16 protein-coding genes are annotated in these 18,296 nt (G+C 38.6%); 9 read left to right on the plus strand and 7 right to left on the minus strand.

All coding sequences use genetic code 11. The features are described from left to right. Positions 1-34: 34 nt before the first annotated feature. Entirely contained in the window at positions 35-283 is a 249-nt protein-coding gene (locus tag QME58_06180; protein ID MDI6803417.1) for a hypothetical protein, read from the minus strand. Positions 284-1,038: 755 nt separating this feature from the next. Between QME58_06180 and QME58_06185 the strand changes: the two genes are divergently transcribed. After that, a complete protein-coding gene (locus tag QME58_06185; GenBank protein MDI6803418.1) occupies positions 1,039-1,731 on the plus strand; it encodes an FKBP-type peptidyl-prolyl cis-trans isomerase in 693 nt (230 codons plus the stop codon). A 151-nt stretch (positions 1,732-1,882) separates the two neighbouring features. On the opposite strand, the gene QME58_06190 is transcribed toward QME58_06185, so the two are convergent. Together QME58_06190 and QME58_06195 are read right to left on the minus strand one after the other, a co-directional pair. Continuing rightward, positions 1,883-2,407, minus strand: a complete 525-nt coding sequence (locus tag QME58_06190) for a transposase (protein MDI6803419.1) — start codon at positions 2,405-2,407, stop codon at positions 1,883-1,885. Between the two features lie 15 nt (positions 2,408-2,422). Continuing rightward, positions 2,423-2,725, minus strand: a complete 303-nt coding sequence (locus QME58_06195; protein MDI6803420.1) for a hypothetical protein — start codon at positions 2,723-2,725, stop codon at positions 2,423-2,425. Between the two features lie 425 nt (positions 2,726-3,150). Between QME58_06195 and QME58_06200 the strand changes: the two genes are divergently transcribed. Genes QME58_06200 through QME58_06210 form a run of 3 tightly spaced genes read left to right on the plus strand, consistent with a single transcriptional unit; the run spans position 3,151 to position 5,243 of the window. Beyond that, a complete protein-coding gene (locus QME58_06200) occupies positions 3,151-3,891 on the plus strand; it encodes a site-specific DNA-methyltransferase (protein MDI6803421.1) in 741 nt (246 codons plus the stop codon). 11 nt (positions 3,892-3,902) lie between these two features. After that, positions 3,903-4,466 carry a hypothetical protein gene (locus QME58_06205; GenBank protein ID MDI6803422.1) on the plus strand — a complete coding sequence of 188 codons (564 nt, stop codon included), beginning with the start codon at positions 3,903-3,905 and terminating at the stop codon, positions 4,464-4,466. A gap of 15 nt (positions 4,467-4,481) precedes the next feature. Further along, positions 4,482-5,243, plus strand: coding sequence for a hypothetical protein (locus tag QME58_06210; GenBank protein MDI6803423.1), 762 nt, complete (start codon positions 4,482-4,484; stop codon positions 5,241-5,243). Positions 5,244-5,354: 111 nt separating this feature from the next. Here QME58_06210 and pruA read toward each other — a convergent pair whose 3' ends face one another. Genes pruA through QME58_06230 form a run of 4 tightly spaced genes read right to left on the minus strand, consistent with a single transcriptional unit; the run spans position 5,355 to position 11,028 of the window. Further along, a complete protein-coding gene (gene pruA / locus QME58_06215; protein MDI6803424.1) occupies positions 5,355-6,914 on the minus strand; it encodes an L-glutamate gamma-semialdehyde dehydrogenase in 1,560 nt (519 codons plus the stop codon). Beyond that, entirely contained in the window at positions 6,904-7,104 is a 201-nt protein-coding gene (locus tag QME58_06220) for a hypothetical protein (GenBank protein MDI6803425.1), read from the minus strand. Before QME58_06220 ends, pruA begins: the two co-directional genes overlap by 11 nt. A gap of 25 nt (positions 7,105-7,129) precedes the next feature. Beyond that, the gene (locus QME58_06225) at positions 7,130-10,069 is read right to left on the minus strand and encodes a glycoside hydrolase family 3 N-terminal domain-containing protein (protein MDI6803426.1); all 2,940 of its coding nucleotides are present in this window, start codon (positions 10,067-10,069) and stop codon (positions 7,130-7,132) included. 23 nt (positions 10,070-10,092) lie between these two features. Further along, a complete protein-coding gene (locus QME58_06230; GenBank protein ID MDI6803427.1) occupies positions 10,093-11,028 on the minus strand; it encodes a BadF/BadG/BcrA/BcrD ATPase family protein in 936 nt (311 codons plus the stop codon). 132 nt (positions 11,029-11,160) lie between these two features. Between QME58_06230 and tpiA the strand changes: the two genes are divergently transcribed. The 5 genes from tpiA to QME58_06255 all read left to right on the plus strand — a co-directional run bounded on the left by tpiA (position 11,161) and on the right by QME58_06255 (position 18,118). After that, the gene (gene tpiA / locus QME58_06235; protein ID MDI6803428.1) at positions 11,161-11,928 is read left to right on the plus strand and encodes a triose-phosphate isomerase; all 768 of its coding nucleotides are present in this window, start codon (positions 11,161-11,163) and stop codon (positions 11,926-11,928) included. A gap of 64 nt (positions 11,929-11,992) precedes the next feature. Then, entirely contained in the window at positions 11,993-12,292 is a 300-nt protein-coding gene (locus tag QME58_06240) for a hypothetical protein (protein ID MDI6803429.1), read from the plus strand. Then, complete coding sequence (locus QME58_06245; GenBank protein ID MDI6803430.1) at positions 12,276-12,836, plus strand: nucleotidyl transferase AbiEii/AbiGii toxin family protein; 561 nt, start codon at positions 12,276-12,278, stop codon at positions 12,834-12,836. The genes QME58_06240 and QME58_06245 overlap by 17 nt, the downstream gene beginning before the upstream one ends. 310 nt (positions 12,837-13,146) lie before the next feature. After that, complete coding sequence (locus QME58_06250) at positions 13,147-15,288, plus strand: YCF48-related protein (protein ID MDI6803431.1); 2,142 nt, start codon at positions 13,147-13,149, stop codon at positions 15,286-15,288. A 1-nt stretch (position 15,289) separates the two neighbouring features. After that, a complete protein-coding gene (locus tag QME58_06255; protein MDI6803432.1) occupies positions 15,290-18,118 on the plus strand; it encodes an N-6 DNA methylase in 2,829 nt (942 codons plus the stop codon). Positions 18,119-18,296: the final 178 nt, after the last annotated feature.

Consider the following 18,296-nt stretch of genomic DNA (forward strand, 5'->3'; position numbering starts at 1 on the left):
TCCGCACCGAGGAATCGAACCTCATTGCTCTTGCTCACCGACTGAGCGTGTGCGGATTTATTTTCATCTCTCCAACATCCGTCCAAGTATCGCCGTTGTTGGTTGATTTGTAGGTTGAGTTGGCTGTACCGATGATGATTGTGTTGCTCGAAGGTCTAATTGACAACGAGAGTACATTGATATCAGTTCCAAGTCCGTTGTTGGCTGCCGACCAGTTTGCACCTTCGTCAAGCGAGCGATAGATACCGCCGCTTGTTGCAAGGGAAAAAAAATTATCAAACAAAAAATCACAAATATAATGATTAAAAGATTGAATGATTGTTATATGTGAAAATTGTATGAAGCATCCAGCCGATGACTGCCTTCTGCCAAGTGCCAACTGCGCGCTGCATACTGGGAAAAATTTTTATTATTAGAAAAGCGACCCTGCTTGAATAGGAAATGGGATGAGATAAAACAGGGAGTGTTCAAACTTAATCGTTCATTGGTACTAACTGGGAATAAACGCTACGAGAATATAGACAGAATTATTAATAAAGTCAACTGAAAAAATTACGAATTGATAAAATTAAATTTTACCTTAAATAATCAACGGTATTGAAGAATTTTTGGTGTATAATCTGCTAAGTTAGTGTAGACAAGACATCGTTTGAAAATATACATTTTAAACGTGAGGTGGTTTTTCATTCCGAAAATCTGATTTATTTTTATGTTCGGTATAAACACCAAGTCCGAAGGTATCCTTCGGTCCTTGGGGCTTTGAAAATTAAACTGCTAAAAGACTATTTGGACATTTGTCGTTACCGCACCAGCATTCATCCTCCGAAGCTCTATCCTGCACGAAGCGTTTTGGTGAGTAGGTTATCGCAGGAGGATCATCTTCTTGGCACTCTTAAAATTGCCTGCTGCAAGTCGTTCATTTAAATTATGAACGATATACTGTTGATTTGCAAGAATATTAAATTTGGAAAATATCTCGAAAAATTGTATTATAACGGGTTATTAATTCATAAACTTAAATTATTGAAAGGATTTTAAATGAAATATCTATTAACCGTTCTAACTTCGTTCGGATTTTTAGCCTGTCAAAGTAATACTCAGGATAATGTAAAGATGAATAGTCAAACCGACAGCGTGAGTTACGCAATCGGATTAGACATAGGCAAAAATCTGAAAAGCCAGAAAATCGAGGTTACCGCTGAAGTACTTGCACAAGGGATAAAGGATATAATAGACAGTAACAAAACACTCCTCACCGAAACTGAAGCACAAGAAGTACTGATGGCGTTTCAAAAACGACTAATGGCAAAACACGAGGAAATGATGAAAGGTCAAGGGGATAAAAATAAATTAGCAGGCGAGGAATTTCTTGCGGCTAATAAAGCCAAAGACGGTGTGGTAACATTACCTAACGGCTTACAATACAAAGTTATTAAAATGGGAACAGGCAAAAAACCTAAAGCAACAGATAACGTAACCGTACACTATCGCGGAACTTTGATTGACGGGACCGAATTCGACAGTTCTATTGGACGCGGCGAGCCGGCAACATTTCAACTTGACCAGGTTATTAAAGGTTGGACAGAAGGAGTTCAATTAATGCCTGTTGGCTCAAAGTTCGAATTTTATATTCCTTCGGACCTTGGTTACGGCGACCGTAATGCGGGACAAATTATTCAACCTAATTCGACATTGATTTTTGAAGTGGAACTTATTTCAATAAATAAATAAAAATTTTTTTCTCTCCCAATCTATCTACAAACGAAAACTCAGATTTCTTAATACATCTAAGAAATCTGAGTTATGCTTTAAATAAACTACTTCCTTACTACAAAGGGTAATATCCAAATCTTAGTTGAAAATATAAGAGAGAAAAAGCAGGTCACGCAGCCTTACGTTTGATAATTTTTCTTTTTAATACTTCTTCTCTCAATGCTGTTTCCAGTAAGGGAAGCTTTTTGTAGTTTTTCACTTTCTTCATCCGCGGTTCAATCTCCAGTAATGCAACGGCAACCCACCAATGTCGTTGTCCCGATGTTTTCCAATGCTTGACTTTGTTGAGATTCCGCTCAATTAACATATTTACATTCTCAATGCACTTTGTTGTTGAAAAGCTCTTGCCCAACAACATATTCATCAGATTCTTTAATACCTGACCGATGGCTTTGGCATTTTCTGTTGTTGTTTGAACTAAATCAAGCGGAATTTTATCGCCTTCACGGGTTACTCCTAACCCGATCACTATCTGTTCCTTCGCTAAGTATTTCCCATCCACAAACAAGGCAACAAACTTACGCCCCTTCAGGTCACGGTTTTGAAATGACTTCAACTGCTTGGCACTTTCTTCGATGAACTTACTACTCACCGAGGAACGACTCAATCCAAAACTCTCCGCTACTTCTTTCACTACACTCCGATAATCTTACATACTCAATCCTCGCAAAACGCCTTTGACCACCTGTTCCTTCGGTGCTTCCAGTGTTCGCATCTGCCGGTAACTTTTCAACGAATGATGAACACCGTCGCTCCGATTGTACACACGAGGAACTCTCACTCGGACTTTTTCCTTTCCTATCCGCACACTTCCCGGATTTTCTCCCCACCGATAGTATACTCCATCGTGAGGTTTCTTCCGACTGTATCGTTCTCCGGTGAACCTTCGCACTTCGTCTTCTAACATCTCCCGAATAATCATTTTACACAACTCGATATGGTGCTTGAGCATTTCGACTTTCATTTCCAGTGTTGAGGTCTCTATCCATGTGCTGATATTGTTTTTTTTTGTTGTTCTGGTATATTCATTTCGGGTTCCTTCTTATGTTTAGTTTTTCTTGTTTATTTGTACCAAAATATAAGACTGGAACCTGTTTTTTACTACTCGTATTTCAACTAAGAATAAGATAATACCGCAATCTATGTATGAAAAGTTAAATGGTTTTTAAATATATGTTGTTAGTGTAATTTGGAAATGTTATATTTATTTAAGTACTGAATATTAACACCGTGAAATGAGAAATAAATGTAATGACTCCAAAGTTCGTATTTGAAAATCTCGTGAAATACATAGCTAAAGATAGCGTTACCGATGGTATAAAGCCCGTTTTCAAGTCGGATGACTTCTGTCTTTATCAAGAAGACTGTTTAAAAGTGATGGCAAAATTCCCTGATAATTATGTAGATATGATTTTTGCAGATCCACCTTATAATTTGTCTAATGATGGGGTTACTTGTTACGCCGGCAAAATGGTGAGTGTGAATAAAGGAAAATGGGATAAGAGCAAAGGATTTGAAGCAGATCTAGAATTTCACGAAACTTGGATTTCTGAGTGTAGAAGAATTTTAAAACCTGAAGGGACAATTTGGATTACGGGAACACAACACAATATTTATCAATGCGGTTTTATTCTGCAAAAATTAAATTTCCACATACTTAATGATATTGCTTGGTTTAAACCAAACGCTGCACCGAATTTAGCTTGCACAACTTTCGCTCACAGCCACGAAACATTATTGTGGGCACGCAAAGACAAAAAAACACGGAATACTTTCAACTATAAATTAATGAAGGGCGGGAAATTTCCAGAGGACAAAATGAAAGTTCCCGATAAACAAATGCGTTCTGTTTGGTCAATTCCGACACCGACACAAGAAGAAAAGGAATTTGGGAAACATCCGACACAAAAACCAATTGCACTGCTGAAAAGAATCATCTTTGCTTCCACAAAAGAAAATGACATTGTACTCGATCCATTCAATGGTGGCGGAACAACCGGCATTGCTTGTAAAGTTATAGGTAATAGAAAATACATTGGCATTGACATCAGCGAAGAATATATCAATCAAACAATTAAGCGATTTAAAAAACTTAGTAATCAGCTTTCTTTGTTATAATTATGAAAAATATGCTTTTATCAAATAACGATTTACCTTCTATGGTATTCAATAAAGGAGGGAAAACTCATAATCCTCTTTTTATTGAACAAGTAAATGGAAAATTCATTATTGCCGTTTACCAAGGTTCATTAAGTAAGTATGACATTCTGATCAAGTATCGCCAAAGGGAAAACAGGAAATGGTCATACATAAGAACTCCAAAGCATATTCATTGGGCTGTGGATATCCTTATTAAAATGCACTCTAATAAAGAAAGTACAAAACGATTTTTAAAATTTCTGCTCAAAACTTGGGGAAAAATAAAACCACTTAAAAGCCGTAAAGTAAGAAAAAAAATTTTGAGCATTGAAAATCTGTTAGGTAAAAACGTGAAAGAAATTTCAAAATACAAAGAATTAGGAAAGAAAGGTGAATATAGTATCAAGTTTCTGATTTTGCTAGCAAAACTGTTGATGATACAAGAAAAAACTAATATGGAAAGGGCATACTTCTTCAACGATTTACTTACAGCACTTTACGAGGGTAAAGACATTTTCAAAATAGTTTCAATTGCAACTCACAATCGAATATAAAAAGAAGGTTGTAATATGAACAATAACTCTTGGAAAACAATATTTGATAAGTATAAAATTCACAAACATAATTTCGGTAAGGAACCATTTCCGATTTCTGCAGAACAAATAAAGCAAGCAACAGCCCATTTCAAAAAGATAAACGAAAAAGAAGTCCGCATTCTCTGTAAGCAAGATTCTAGAGAAGACAGACCTCAAGTTTTCATTGACAACAATATTTTTCTTTTACCAACCAAAAACGGAGAATATGCAATTGTAAAAGGTGAAGGTTACATCGATATTCCACCCATCGACACTACTGCAAAAATTTATACATCCAAACTTGAATTTAACTTAGACACATCGCTCATAGGTAATTCTGAGATGCAACACCTCGATTTTGCTTATGCTTCAAGTTTAATACGAACATTTTTAGAAGATGAAACGCTTGTCTTAACAATACGCGGAAGAAAATATACGCCACAATTTTCATTTAAAGTTGGCAATCAGCATTTAACAATCGAAAGTGTTCAAACGGAGGTAGACGCTGGATATGAAGGTAAAAAACAAGTTGCACTAATTGAGGCCAAAAATAGTAAAACTAATAATACAATTATTCGTCAATTATTTTATCCTTTTCAGCAGTGGTCTCATCATACAAAGAAAACTGTAAAGACATTATTTTTTGAAAAACGCAAGAACTTTTATTCTCTATGGCAATTTGATTTTGGGGACATCAACGATTACAATAGCATTCATTTAACCAAATGTAATCGCTACGAAATAATTGGAAAATAATTTAATATCACAGCAAACATATTATTTAAAAGCCCAAAAAAGCAAAAAACCCACAGCACTTGCCGTGGGTTTTAATTTTTGAATAATTGATATCAGTAAACCCACATCAGGTTACTTTATTTTTTTCTCTGCGATAGATTTGCCCTGCATGAATAACAATAAATAATCTCTGCCACCGGCTTTTGAATCGGTGCCGCTCATATTAAAGCCGCCGAACGGATGAACACCGACGAGCGCCCCCGTGCATTTGCGGTTCAGATACAAGTTGCCGCAGAAAAATTCTTCTTTTGCTTTTTCTAACCGCTTTCTGTTTTTTGAATATACTGCCCCTGTTAAACCATATTCGGTATTGTTAGCAATCTCAAGGGCATGGTCGTAGTCTTTTGCTTTGATCACTGCGAGAACAGGTCCAAAAATTTCTTCCTGTGAAATCGTTCCCATCGGATCTACGTCGGCAATTATGGTTGGACGCAAGAAGAAGCCGTCGCCAGAAGCAACATCGCCGCCAATAATTAATCTGCCGCCTTCTTTTATTGAAGTTTGTATATACTCTAACATCTTCTCCATCGAACCTTTGTTGATAACCGGTCCCATAAAGTTGGATTGAACTTTTGCTTGTCCGACTGTAATTGTTGAAGCACGTGTTTTTAATAATTCGACCATCTTGTCGTAAACTTTTTCTACGATGATAGCGCGTGAACATGCCGAACATTTCTGTCCTTGAAAACCAAAAGCTGCTAAAGTAATTCCTGCTGCTGCTTCGTCCAGGTTTGTAGTCTCGTCCACGATGATGGAATCTTTGCCGCCCATTTCAGCTACAACTCGCTTGAGCCAGATTTGTCCGGGACGAACTTTAGCTGCTTCCACGTTAATATGAATGCCTACTTCTTTTGAACCAGTGAATGCGATGAATCGTGTTTTCGGATGTGTAACGAGAGTATCGCCAACCGCGCCACCGGGTCCTGAAACAAAATTTATAATACCGGCCGGAAGGCCAGCTTCTTCCATTACTTCCATAAACTTGTATGCAATAAGTGGGGAGTCGCTGGACGGTTTTAAAATAATAGTGTTTCCGCAAACGACTGCAGCAGTCGTCATTCCTGTGAGAATTGCGAGGGGAAAATTCCACGGGGGTATTACAACACCAACGCCAAGTGGTATATAAACGAGTTCATCTTTTTCGCCCTTGTATTGAACAACGGGTTGCCTGCCTGCATAACGAAGCATCTCGCGGGCATAAAATTCTAAGAAGTCTATTGCTTCGGCAGTGTCGCCATCGGCTTCTGACCAAGTTTTACCGACTTCGAGAATCATAGTTGCATTTAGTTCGAATCGGCGTTTTCGCATAATCTTTGCTGCCCGGAATAAATAATCGGCACGCTTCTTTGCCGGAACGCGCTTCCATTCTTCAAATTTTGCAAGTGCAACTTCCATCGCCTTGTTAGCGTCGTCGGTTGTTCCTTTTTGAAATACTCCAACGATTTGCGAAGGATTGGATGGATTAATTGAGTTGAGCTTATTCTCCGTGTAGATTTTCTCACTGCCAATAATTATTGGATATTCTTTACCGAGCTCGGCTTCAATTATTTCGATTGCCAATTGTTGTTTGCGACGGGCTTCGGGTTTTGAAAAATCAGTGAATTTTTCGTTTTTAAAAGGTTTAATTGCCATAACTTTTCCTTGTTTTAGGTTGGTTTTTTAATTTCAGATACAATTGTTTTTCTTTTTTATAACTTACGCAAATATAAGAAATTATTGGATTTGTTGCCATTATAATCATCGCATCACCGTAAACGATTCTGCCGCTGATTTTAAGAAATCCGCATTTCGACTCGCTTGCTGAACGGGCAGGAATCGACAATCCAAAATTGCCCGACTGCCATACTTCACCTCACCGTTTCAATCACTGCGTCGTGTAACTCGGATCGAATTTTAATAATCTTATTATTCGCACGAGTTGGATGAACGCGGTTAGTTAAAAATATTACAATCAAATTTTTATCTGGGTCAATCCATAGCGATGTTCCGGTAAATCCGGTGTGCCCGAAAGATTTTGGACTAAAAAGATTTCCCGCCGAACTGTATCCGTTCAAAGTTTTAAAATCCCAGCCGAGTCCGCGTTTGGTTCTCAAATCAATTCGTTCAGTAAATAATTTAACAGTTTCCGATTTAATGTATTGAACTCCTCCGTAGCTTCCTCCGCTTAAAACCATCTGAGCGAATTTTGCTAAATCGGAAGCAGTCGAAAATATACCTGAGTGTCCCGAAATTCCTCCGAGCAGCGCCGCCGTCTCATCGTGGACAGTTCCGTGCACAAGTTTCTTCCGCCAGATTGTGTCGATCTCTGTTGGTGCAATTCTATATAGCAAATCTGCAGGTGGATTGTAAAATGTATTTTCCATTCCTAACGGATTAAAAAATTCGTTTTTCAAATAAACATCTAAACTTAAACCGGTTACTTGTTCAATAATTTTTCCTAATACAATGAAACCGAAATCGCTGTAAATAATCGAATCGCCCGTTCTATAGATTAACTTTGAGTTGTAAATAGAATCCAAAACTTCATCGGCAGACTTGCAAGTGAGATAAAATTGTTGCCAAGCCGGTAAACCGCTGTTGTGAAGAAGAAGATTTCGAATGGTGATGATCTCTTTTCCGTTAGAAGAAAAAATCGGAATGTGTTTAATTATCTTATCATCCAAATTTATTTTTCCCTCATCGTACAATTTCATTATTGCCGTTGTGGTGCCCACTACTTTCGTGAGCGATGCAATGTCGTATAAAGTTGAATCGGTAATTTCAGGTGAATCGGATGCGTAATCCTGTCTTCCGTAATTTTGATGATGTAAAACTTCACCATTTTTAATCACCATTACTTGGGCGCCGGGAAATGCTTTATCGGTAATTGCTGATTTTATTGTTCTGTCAACATTCTCAAATTTCTTCAAGTCGGTTGTTGCTTTATCTTCATACAAAGTGGTTTTAGAAATTTTTAACCCGCTTCCAAACGCATACATCGTAACGCCCGAAGTTGCATCGGGAATTGTAACAGGAAGTTCGCCTTTCGCTTTGATTTCGCCAAACAAAATTTCGGCTACAGCTTCAGTAGTTAGCTCTGTATCCGAATATGCGAAAACTACAGCGTCAGAATTTTTTAACACTCCAACTGTGTACGGATTTCCGAATGTAATCAAAATATGTTTGGCAGTTCGCCCGTTTCCTTTTGTGCTCGAGATAGAATTTATAAAATCAATCAGATTCTGAGATAGTCCGTAAGGGTTTGTTCTGGTTCGAATCTTCACGAATAAGGCACAAATAACAACATCGGAAGCACGGGCTTGTGATAAAGCTGCATCGAAATCCATTTGATTACTGCGCGGAGATAAACGGATTGATTTTATTTTGTTGCTGCGTGCGCGTAGTTCTCCTATAAAATAATCGCCGGCTCTCTCGTTCGGGTTTGCGTTTCCGGAGCGATTGATATCGGTTCGATAATCATCAGTGTCGCTGATTATCAAGGCGAGTGTGTTCTTGCGCGGGTTAATTGGTATTGCGCTTTCGTTCTTTACAACAGTAATCGAAACTTGCGAAATTTCTTTTGCAATCTTCCAATGTTCAGGAGAGCTGACAACTTCTGAAATTTTGTTCACATCCACTAATTTGTTTTCGTCTAACTTCAGCCATTGTTTAACTGCTAAAATTTTTCTAACTGATGAATCGATTCGGGCTTGTGAAATTTTTCCTTTTTTAATCGCATTCAAAATTGCATCAATTGCGGCATCTTCATCGGGGGGCAAAAGTAAAATATCGGCGCCCGATTCCACAGATCGAATTGCGGCATCGGATACATTGTAAGCTTTTGTAACACCTTTCATTTCGAGTGCGTCAGTAATTATCAAACCTTTAAATCCTAATTCGTTCTGAAGCAGATCAGTAGTTATGTTTTTAGAAAGCGATGCCGGAATACGTTTCTTCCCATCGAAGGCAGAAACTGCAAGGTGAGCAGTCATTACCCCCATAACACCTTTATCTATCAATTTTTTGAAAGGGTATAGTTCAACTTGATTTAAGCGGTCGCGGCTTACATTCAAAACTGGTAAATCGTAGTGCGAATCAACATCGGTATCGCCGTGTCCCGGAAAATGTTTTGCTGTTGCTACAAGTCCGTTTGCTTGCATCCCCGCCGCATAAGCCGATGCTATATCGGCGACGAGTTGTGGCGATTCGCCGTAAGAACGTGTATTGATAACCGGGTTGAGCGGATTGTTGTTTACATCTGCTACCGGAGCGAAGTTGATATGAACGCCGATAGCACGACTTTCGGCTGCGACGATCTTGCCCATTTGAAAAGCGAGTTCAGAATTTCGGGTTGCGCCGACAGCCATCGCCTCGGGAAAAGGAGTCATTCGCCGGATACGCATCGGACCGCCTCGCTCGAAATCAGCGCTGATTAAGAGCGGAACGTCCGATATTTCCTGAAGTTTATTTATCGTTACTGCCGTTGCGTAAACATCCCCCTGAAAAAAACAGAAGCCGCCAACTTTTCGGTTCTTCGCAAGATGTAACATCTTGTTATATTCATCGCTTTCGGTATTTACAAAATATCCTGTTGAGCGAGGCATAATCATTTGCCCGACTTTTTCTTCAATCGTTAGTCGGTTCAGTATTTCTTCTACCCAATCGGTTTTGGCTTCGATAATTTCTTCGACGTCTTCTTTGTCGATCGGAGTTGGTTCTTCGTGTGTTTTTTGAATTTCAACCGGTGCGCGACAGCCGAAGAAATAAGTAAAAAGTAAAAAGTAAAAAGTAAAAAGTAAATGTTTCATATAAATTGGAAATCTGATTAATTTTAAAACTCGAATGCTTTCAGTCCCATTATTGCAGCGCCAAAAGCGGCTGGGAATTTTGGTTTCTGAATTATTATTTGTGGAAGCGAGCGAGATATTCTTTCTTTAACCATCTTCGAGTAAACATTTTCGGTTTCGAGAAGTCCACCCATTAGAGCTACAGGCATTTTTCTTTTCGGATGCATCTGCGGAATCAGCGTAAGCACTAACTCGGCAAGTTCATTTGCCTGATTGAAAAGAATATTGTGAGCCACGTGATCGAATTCGGCAGACGCCTTAATAACTTTGGAAGCAAACGCAGCTATATCCGTTGAACCGCTGTAAATTTTTGAAACGACATCGTCCAACGTTTTACATTCGAAGTGTTCAAGAGCAAAGTTTATCAAAATAGTTTTGTCGCCTCTTCCTTCGTAAGCGCGGATTGCGGCGTTGAGAGCTTTTAATCCGATTGAATAACCGCTCCCCTCGTCGCCTAATATCCTTCCCCAGCCGCCGAGGCGAAAAAATTTTCCGTTTTCGTCTTTACTTACCGCTATTGAACCTGTTCCGGCGATAAGCACAATACCGTAGCTGCTTGCGAATGCGGCTTCGAGCGCGATTCGAGCGTCGGTTTCCACTGTTACTGCGGGCAGCATTATTTGGCTTTTCTTCAGTCCTTCAAGTAAAACTTTTTTATCGCTTACCCGTCCGGCGCCGGCTAATCCCAACACAATAGATTTAATCGAATTAATATCGCAACCGGTTTTTTTGCAGCAAGCAAAAATTAATTTGATAATTGTTTTGGTTGCCTTCTCAACTCCTACTACCTGGATATTTGTTGAAACTGATTTTTCTTCAGCGACGACAGCCCCATCGAGACCGACCAAGATAGCCGTAGTTTGAGTGCCGCCGCCATCAACTCCCAGAACATATTTTTTTTTTCCATATCGAACGTTCACTTTTGCTCAAAAAATATCAAATAATAACGTGATATGCAAAAATTTGTTAAATATGCTAAATGAGTTTATATTTGAACACGTTTTATAGAAGAAAAAAATAAAGAACGTTTTACGTTCAGAAGGAAAAACAATATGCGCCGTAAAGTAATTGCAGGTAACTGGAAAATGAATAAAGATATACAAGAGACAGTAACTCTTGTGAATGAAATAAAAGAACGTTTGAACGGGTTCAACAAAAATGTGGAAGTTGTAATTTGCCCGCCGTTCGTATCGCTTGTAGTGGCAAGTGGATTAATAAAGGGCTCGAACATAAAATTAGGCGCTCAGAATATGTATCATCAAAACGACGGAGCTTTTACAGGCGAAGTATCAGCCAGGATGTTGAAAGCAATAGGTTGCGAGTATGTAATTTTAGGACACTCGGAACGCCGCCAATATTTTAAAGAAACAAACGAGTTTATAAATTTAAAAGTTAGACACGCATTGACTAATAACTTAACGCCAATAATTTGTGTCGGTGAAACGTTGGAAGAGCGTGAGTCGGGAGTAACCGATCAAATCGTTTCAACACAAGTGAAGGGAGTTCTCGCTGGATTAACGCAAAATGATATTGAAAAAATTGTGATAGCTTATGAACCGGTTTGGGCAATCGGGACAGGGAAAACTGCAACAACCGAACAAGCTAATCAAGTTCACAAACTAATCCGAAAATTAGTAGCACAATTATACTCGTGGGCGTTGGCTGAAAAGCTGATAATCCAATACGGCGGTAGTGTGAATCAGCAAAACGCATTCGAGTTGCTTTCGCAGTCCGATATAGATGGGGCATTAGTAGGAGGTGCTTGTTTGAAAGCTGATTCGTTTGTTTCAATAATTGGAGCGGCAGGGGAAGTAAGCTAAAAATTCGAATTGACTAAACAGATAGAAAAACTTAAATTAAAAGCGGAAAGTTTAGTGAATAACAATGCAAACAAATAAAACAAAACGAGAGAAAAAAAATTATCACCCGCCAAGAATAAAATGGACATATTCTCAGCAAGTGAGTTTTCCAGACAGGTATAAGAAATTAGTATGGGAACATGTCAATTGCAAAGCCCCATTAGAGAAACTCATCCATCGCATTTTCACTTATGGAAGGTTTGAGGACCTTCAATGGCTGTACCATAAATATCCTGGCCAGTCGTTCGAACTCTCGAAAAAGTACAATGATATAAAACGGGGCGTTAAATTCTGGATGGAGTACTGGCATGATCAAAGAATATAATTCATTACTCAAACTTGCAAAGGAAATTCAGGAACACTTCCATGGGTTTTACTTAGCCGGTGGAACCGCTCTCATGTTGAGGCATAAGCATCGTGTAAGCATCGATTTAGATTTTTTCAATCATCGCTCATTTTCCTTTGCACATCTCGCAGCGAAAACGAGGAAGCTATTTCACGTCGAAGCAGAAGAGCGGTTAGACGACAATATCGATTTCTTTATTGAGGGCAAGAAGGTTTCATTTGTCTTCTTTCCTTTTGAGAACAGCACCCTATTAGTGAAATATAGAGGCATTAAAATGGCCTCCGATTACGATATATTTCTTAACAAAATTTATGTCGCGGGAAGACGGGTTGACCCGAAAGATTCCTATGATGCAGCATTCTTATACAAGATGTACAAATGGAAACCCGATGCGATTAAGAAAGATTTTGAGAAAAAGTTTCAAGGACAAAGTTATGAGATTTTTCTTGGAGCGCTTCTACACTTTGAAGATTATCCTAAACTCCCTAAATGGGTTAAATCAACTTTAATAGAGTTAATATAAGAGGTTGACCAAAAAGTCGTTTTTCTCGATACGTTCGCTTCGCGAACACTCGAAAATCGGCTAAATAAGCAGGTTCTCGAGTTCGATTTCGACTGGATTGATAGAATTTGGGAGTTATTAGATATAACAGCGAATAGAGTTCTTCATCTTCCCGCCACAAGTTCTTGACAATAGATTAAGATTTTTATATATTAACCGCATCACGATTTGTTGTTGTGTTTGTTAAGTCTGGAATTATATGTCCAGATTCGAGAGCTTTGAGAAAAAGTGGATTTAGTTGAGAATTAATAATTAAAATCAGGAGAATTCTATGAAAAATTTTTTAAGATTTTCAGCTTTTCTGTTCGTTACAGTGTTGATGTGCCTAAGCCAATCCTACACTCAATCGGGTTGGTTCTGGCAAAATCCGTTGCCACAGGGAAACAGTTTATATTCCGTTCATTTTGTAAATGCAAACACCGGATGGGCAGCGGGAGTAAACGGAACCATTCTTAAAACTAATGATGGAGGAGAAAAATGGACAATCCAAACAAGCAATTCTCCATCATACGTTTTACGTTCCATTTATTTTACCGATCTTGATACCGGTTGGGCTGTCGGAATGGTCGGAGCTGGGGAGCTAATACTAATAACTACAAACGGAGGTAACGATTGGTTTGTCCAAACCGGACCATCTTCATTCTATAGCTTGCTTTCCGTATATTTTATTGATTCTCAAATCGGATGGGTTGCAGGACAAACTGGAAAAATATGGAAAACCACAAATGGAGGTGATGACTGGATCGTTCAAACCACTCCGCTCGGAAATGATTTGAATTCTATTCAATTCGCAGACAGCAGTACCGGCTGGGCGGTTGGAGGTTCCGGTGTAATTCTAAAGACTACAAACGGAGGCGATAATTGGTTAGAGCAATCAAGCGGCACAAATCGCGATCTGAATTCCGTTCGATTTGTAGATAAAAATAACGGCTGGGCAGTAGGCAACAACGGAACAATACGAAGAACCACAAACGGCGGTAGTAACTGGTCTAGCCAAATGAGCAACACAACTCTACATCTGTATTCTGTTAATTTTGTTGATATCAATAATGGTTGGGCAGTTGGTTCGGTTGGCACAATTCTAAAAACCACAAACGGAGGTAATGACTGGATATCGCAAACCAGTAATACAAATAAAGAATTAAGATCAATTCATTTCACAAATACCACAACCGGCTGGGCAGTTGGAGTAAATGGTGTAATAGCTAAAACTACTGATGGCGGTACTAATTGGTTTCTCCAATCAAAAGGTTTATTGAATCATTTATTTTCTGTTCATTTTGCAGATACGCTTACCGGCTGGGCGGTTGGAGAGAACGGTGCTGTTTTAAAAACTACAAACAGTGGTAACAACTGGTTTACTCAATCAAGTGGTACAATAGAATGGTTGCAGTCAGTTCATTTTATAGATGCCGATACCGGCTGGGCAGTAGGAATCAATGGCACGATAATAAAAACATCAAACGGCGGTGATAATTGGTCCAATCAGACAAGCGGGACTGTGAACATTCTGAAATCCGTTCATTTTTCGGACACTAATACAGGCTGGGCAGTCGGATTTTATGGTCTGATTTTGAAAACGACAAACAGCGGCAATGATTGGTTTGCGCAAACCAGCGGAACGGGGAATAATTTATATTCCGTTCAATTCAGGGATACGAGCACCGGATGGGCGGTTGGAAATGGAGGTACGATTTTAAAAACTACAGACGGTGGAAACAATTGGACTGCTCAGTCAAGCGGGACAACAGACCTTCTTAGTTCTGTTTGTTTTCCGGATGATAATACCGGTTGGGTGATTGGATCTATAGATGGATTTAATACAAAAATACTCAAAACTACAAACGGAGGAACAAACTGGTTCATCCAAACTTCGAGTGGAATGCCAAATAATTGGTGGTCCGTCCAATTCACGGATACGAATACCGGTTGGGCAGTTGGAGGCAATGGCCTTATTATTAAAACTACCGATGGCGGAAATAATTGGTTTGATCAATCAAGCGGAACAACGAATGCTTTTTATTCAGTATGTTTTGTTTCGCAAGGAAGCGCCAAAGTCGGATGGATAGTTGGAGTAAATGGTACGATATTAAAAACTACAACTGGCGGTGCTGTAGTAACGGGTATGGGAAATGAAAATCAAACGGCTTCTGCATATAAGCTAAGACAAAACTATCCCAATCCATTCAACCCGTCAACAGATATAACATTTTATCTTCCTTCACGATCGCAAGTTTCGTTGAAAGTATTTGACCTGCTCGGAAGAGAAGTTGCGACACTCGTCTCCGGAGAATTACCGGCAGGCGATCACACGCAACAATGGAATGCGGTAGGCATGCCGAGCGGCGTATATTTTTACCGTTTGAATACCGGTTCGTTTTCTGAAACCAAGAAACTTATTTTGCTGAGGTAAATTGGTTAACAAAGATACAGCATACAAGAAAATTTCGGAATTAGTAGAGCGATTTACCGACCAATACGAATCCTACAAAAAATCCGATTACAACGAAACGATGACACGACGTGATTTCATCGACCCGTTTTTCAAAGCGTTGGGCTGGGACATCGACAATGAACATGGTTACGCTGAATCTTATCGCGAAGTAATTCACGAAGACAGAGTAAAAGTTAGCGGAGCCACAAAAGCGCCCGACTACTCTTTCCGTTTGGTTGGCGGCAAGCGACTGTTTTTTGTTGAAGCCAAAAAACCAAGCCTATCGGTAAAAGAAGAAATTCCGTCAGCATATCAAATTCGCAGATATGGCTGGAGTGCGAAACTTCCCGTTTCCATCATCACGGACTTTGAGGAGTTCTCTGTTTATGACTGCACCAAAAAACCCAAACCCACCGACAAAGCATCGACAGCAAGGATAAAGTTCATCACTTTTCAAGATTACCTGAAAGATTTTGATTTCATCTGGGAAACTTTTAGCAAGGAGCGAGTGCTGAAAGGCAGTTTCGATAAGTTCGTGCAAAGCGACACTTACAAAAAAGGAACGGCTACCGTTGATAAAGATTTTCTCCAATCGCTCGACAGGTGGCGGACATATCTTGCAACGAGTATTGCATTAAACAACCAAAAATTAGACGAGGATGAAATAAATTTTGCCGTTCAGCAGACGATCGACAGAATTATTTTCCTGCGCATTGCAGAGGACAGAAGCGTTGAGCCATACGGAAATTTGAAAGACGCCATCAAGCAGGGCGACTTTTACAAAAACCTTTTTGAGCAGTTCTGCAGAGCAGACGAAAAATACAATTCAGGTCTTTTCGATTTCAACAAAGACCAAATCAGCAAGCATCTGAAAATTGACAACAAAGTAACGAAGACGATTATCAATGAATTGTATTATCCCGAATCGCCTTACGAATTTTCTGTTTTATCGGTCGAAATTTTAGGAAGCGCCTACGAGCAGTTTCTCGGAAAAGTAATCCGCATTACCCCTGCATACCACGCCAAAATTGAGGAAAAGCCAGAAGTCAGAAAAGCGGGAGGTGTTTATTACACGCCTCAATACATTGTGGAATACATTGTAAAAAACACAGTCGGAAAACTCATAAATTCCCCCTTTGAAGGGGGCGGGGGGATGTCACCCAAAGAAATCAGCAAAATAAAAATAGTTGATCCGGCTTGCGGAAGCGGTAGTTTTTTGTTAGGGGCTTATCAATATCTACTGGACTATCACAAACATTATTACATTACTAATTCCCCTCTTGAGTCTGTCCCGCGTGCGGGGAGGGGAAAAAGGGGTGTGTCCAAACCGAGCAAAGAACAACTAAAGTTTCTAACCCCCGATGGCAACCTTACCACGAACGAGAAGAAGAGAATTTTGCTCAATAACATTTTCGGAGTGGACATCGATGTAAACGCGGTGGAAGTTACCAAGTTGAGTTTACTTTTGAAATGTATGGAGGGCGAAACAGAGGCGAGCATTAATCACCAGTTAAAAATGTTTCACGAAAGAATTTTGCCCGATCTTGAAAATAATATTAAGTGCGGGAACAGTTTAATTGATACCGATTTTTATGCCTCGCAATTGGATTTTGGGGAAGAGAACCTGTCTGCCGGTAAAGCTGGAAAAATAAAACCTTTCAATTGGCAGCGAGCATTTCCTGAAGTGTTTAAACAAGGTGGATTTGATGTTGTGATTGGAAATCCGCCGTATGTGAGAATACACGAATTAGAAAATAATTCAAAAGATTATTATAGAAAGAATTATTCATCGGCAAATAATCAATTTGATTTATATCAACTCTTTTATGAGAAAGGGTTAACGCTTCTTAATGAAAATGGAAAACTTGGTTTTATTACTTCAAATAAGTTTTGTATTACCAACTATGGAAAAGCATTAAGAGAGATAATCTTTAAAAAGTCGCTGATAGAACAAGTAGTTGATTGTTCATCATCCAATGTGTTTGGCAATGTATCAACTTATCCATTCATTTTTATTCTTAAAGTAAAACAACAAAAAAATAATACAGTAGAACTATACAAAGATTATAATGGGAAAATAGAATCTTTAGATAAAGTTAGGCAAGACAAATTACTCAAAGGAGAAGAAGAAATATTTTCATTTCAATCTTTATCACCTTCATATAAAATAATTGAAAGATTAGAAAAAAAATGTAAAACACAATTTGTTTCAGTTTACAGAGGCAGAGGAACTTCAAAAGATTTAATCAAAACTGGGACAAAAAAAAGCGTCACAAACAAAGAGGTTCTTAGATATAAACCATTTTCAGAAATATTATTTAGAGCTAAATCAAAATATCAAAATGATTATGAGCCAAAAATATTGATGAAAAAAATATGTTACAATATTGAATGCAACATAGATGAGTCAGGAGAAATAAATCCAATTAATACAGTATATGTAGTAAAGCCAATAAATAAATCAATCAGCATTAAATATTTAATTGGTATTTTAAATTCAAAGTTGTTATCATTTTATACAAGAAAAAAATATGAAACCACGGGAATGAGAGGTGGTTATATTGAACTTAGGGTCTTTGAAGTTGAGAAACTGCCAATCATTGAAGCCACAAATAATGAACAAATAGAAACCATAAAGTTCGTTGACCAGTTGCTAAAACTGAATGAAGAAAAAGCAGAAGCAAAACTGCAAACAAAAATAAACCAACTACAAAGCAAGATTGATTATTGCGAAAGCAGAATAAACGAAATCGTGTATCAACTTTACGGTTTAACAGCAGACGAAATAAAAATTGTTGAAAAATCTTGATTGTAAGTCGGGTAAGTCGGAATTCTATTCCGACCTACTGCTACTGCTACTGCTTGGCGTCGTGGGAGGTATTAAAATAGGCAAAATAGGGCGATTTTCACTAACTCCTTAAAAATCAATTGCTTTCGCACCTTTTTTTTATTATATTTCAACCGAAAAATCTCATTTTGAAATGATT

Source organism: Bacteroidota bacterium (assembly GCA_030017895.1).
Lineage (GTDB): Bacteria > Bacteroidota > Ignavibacteria > UBA10030 > BY39 > JASEGV01.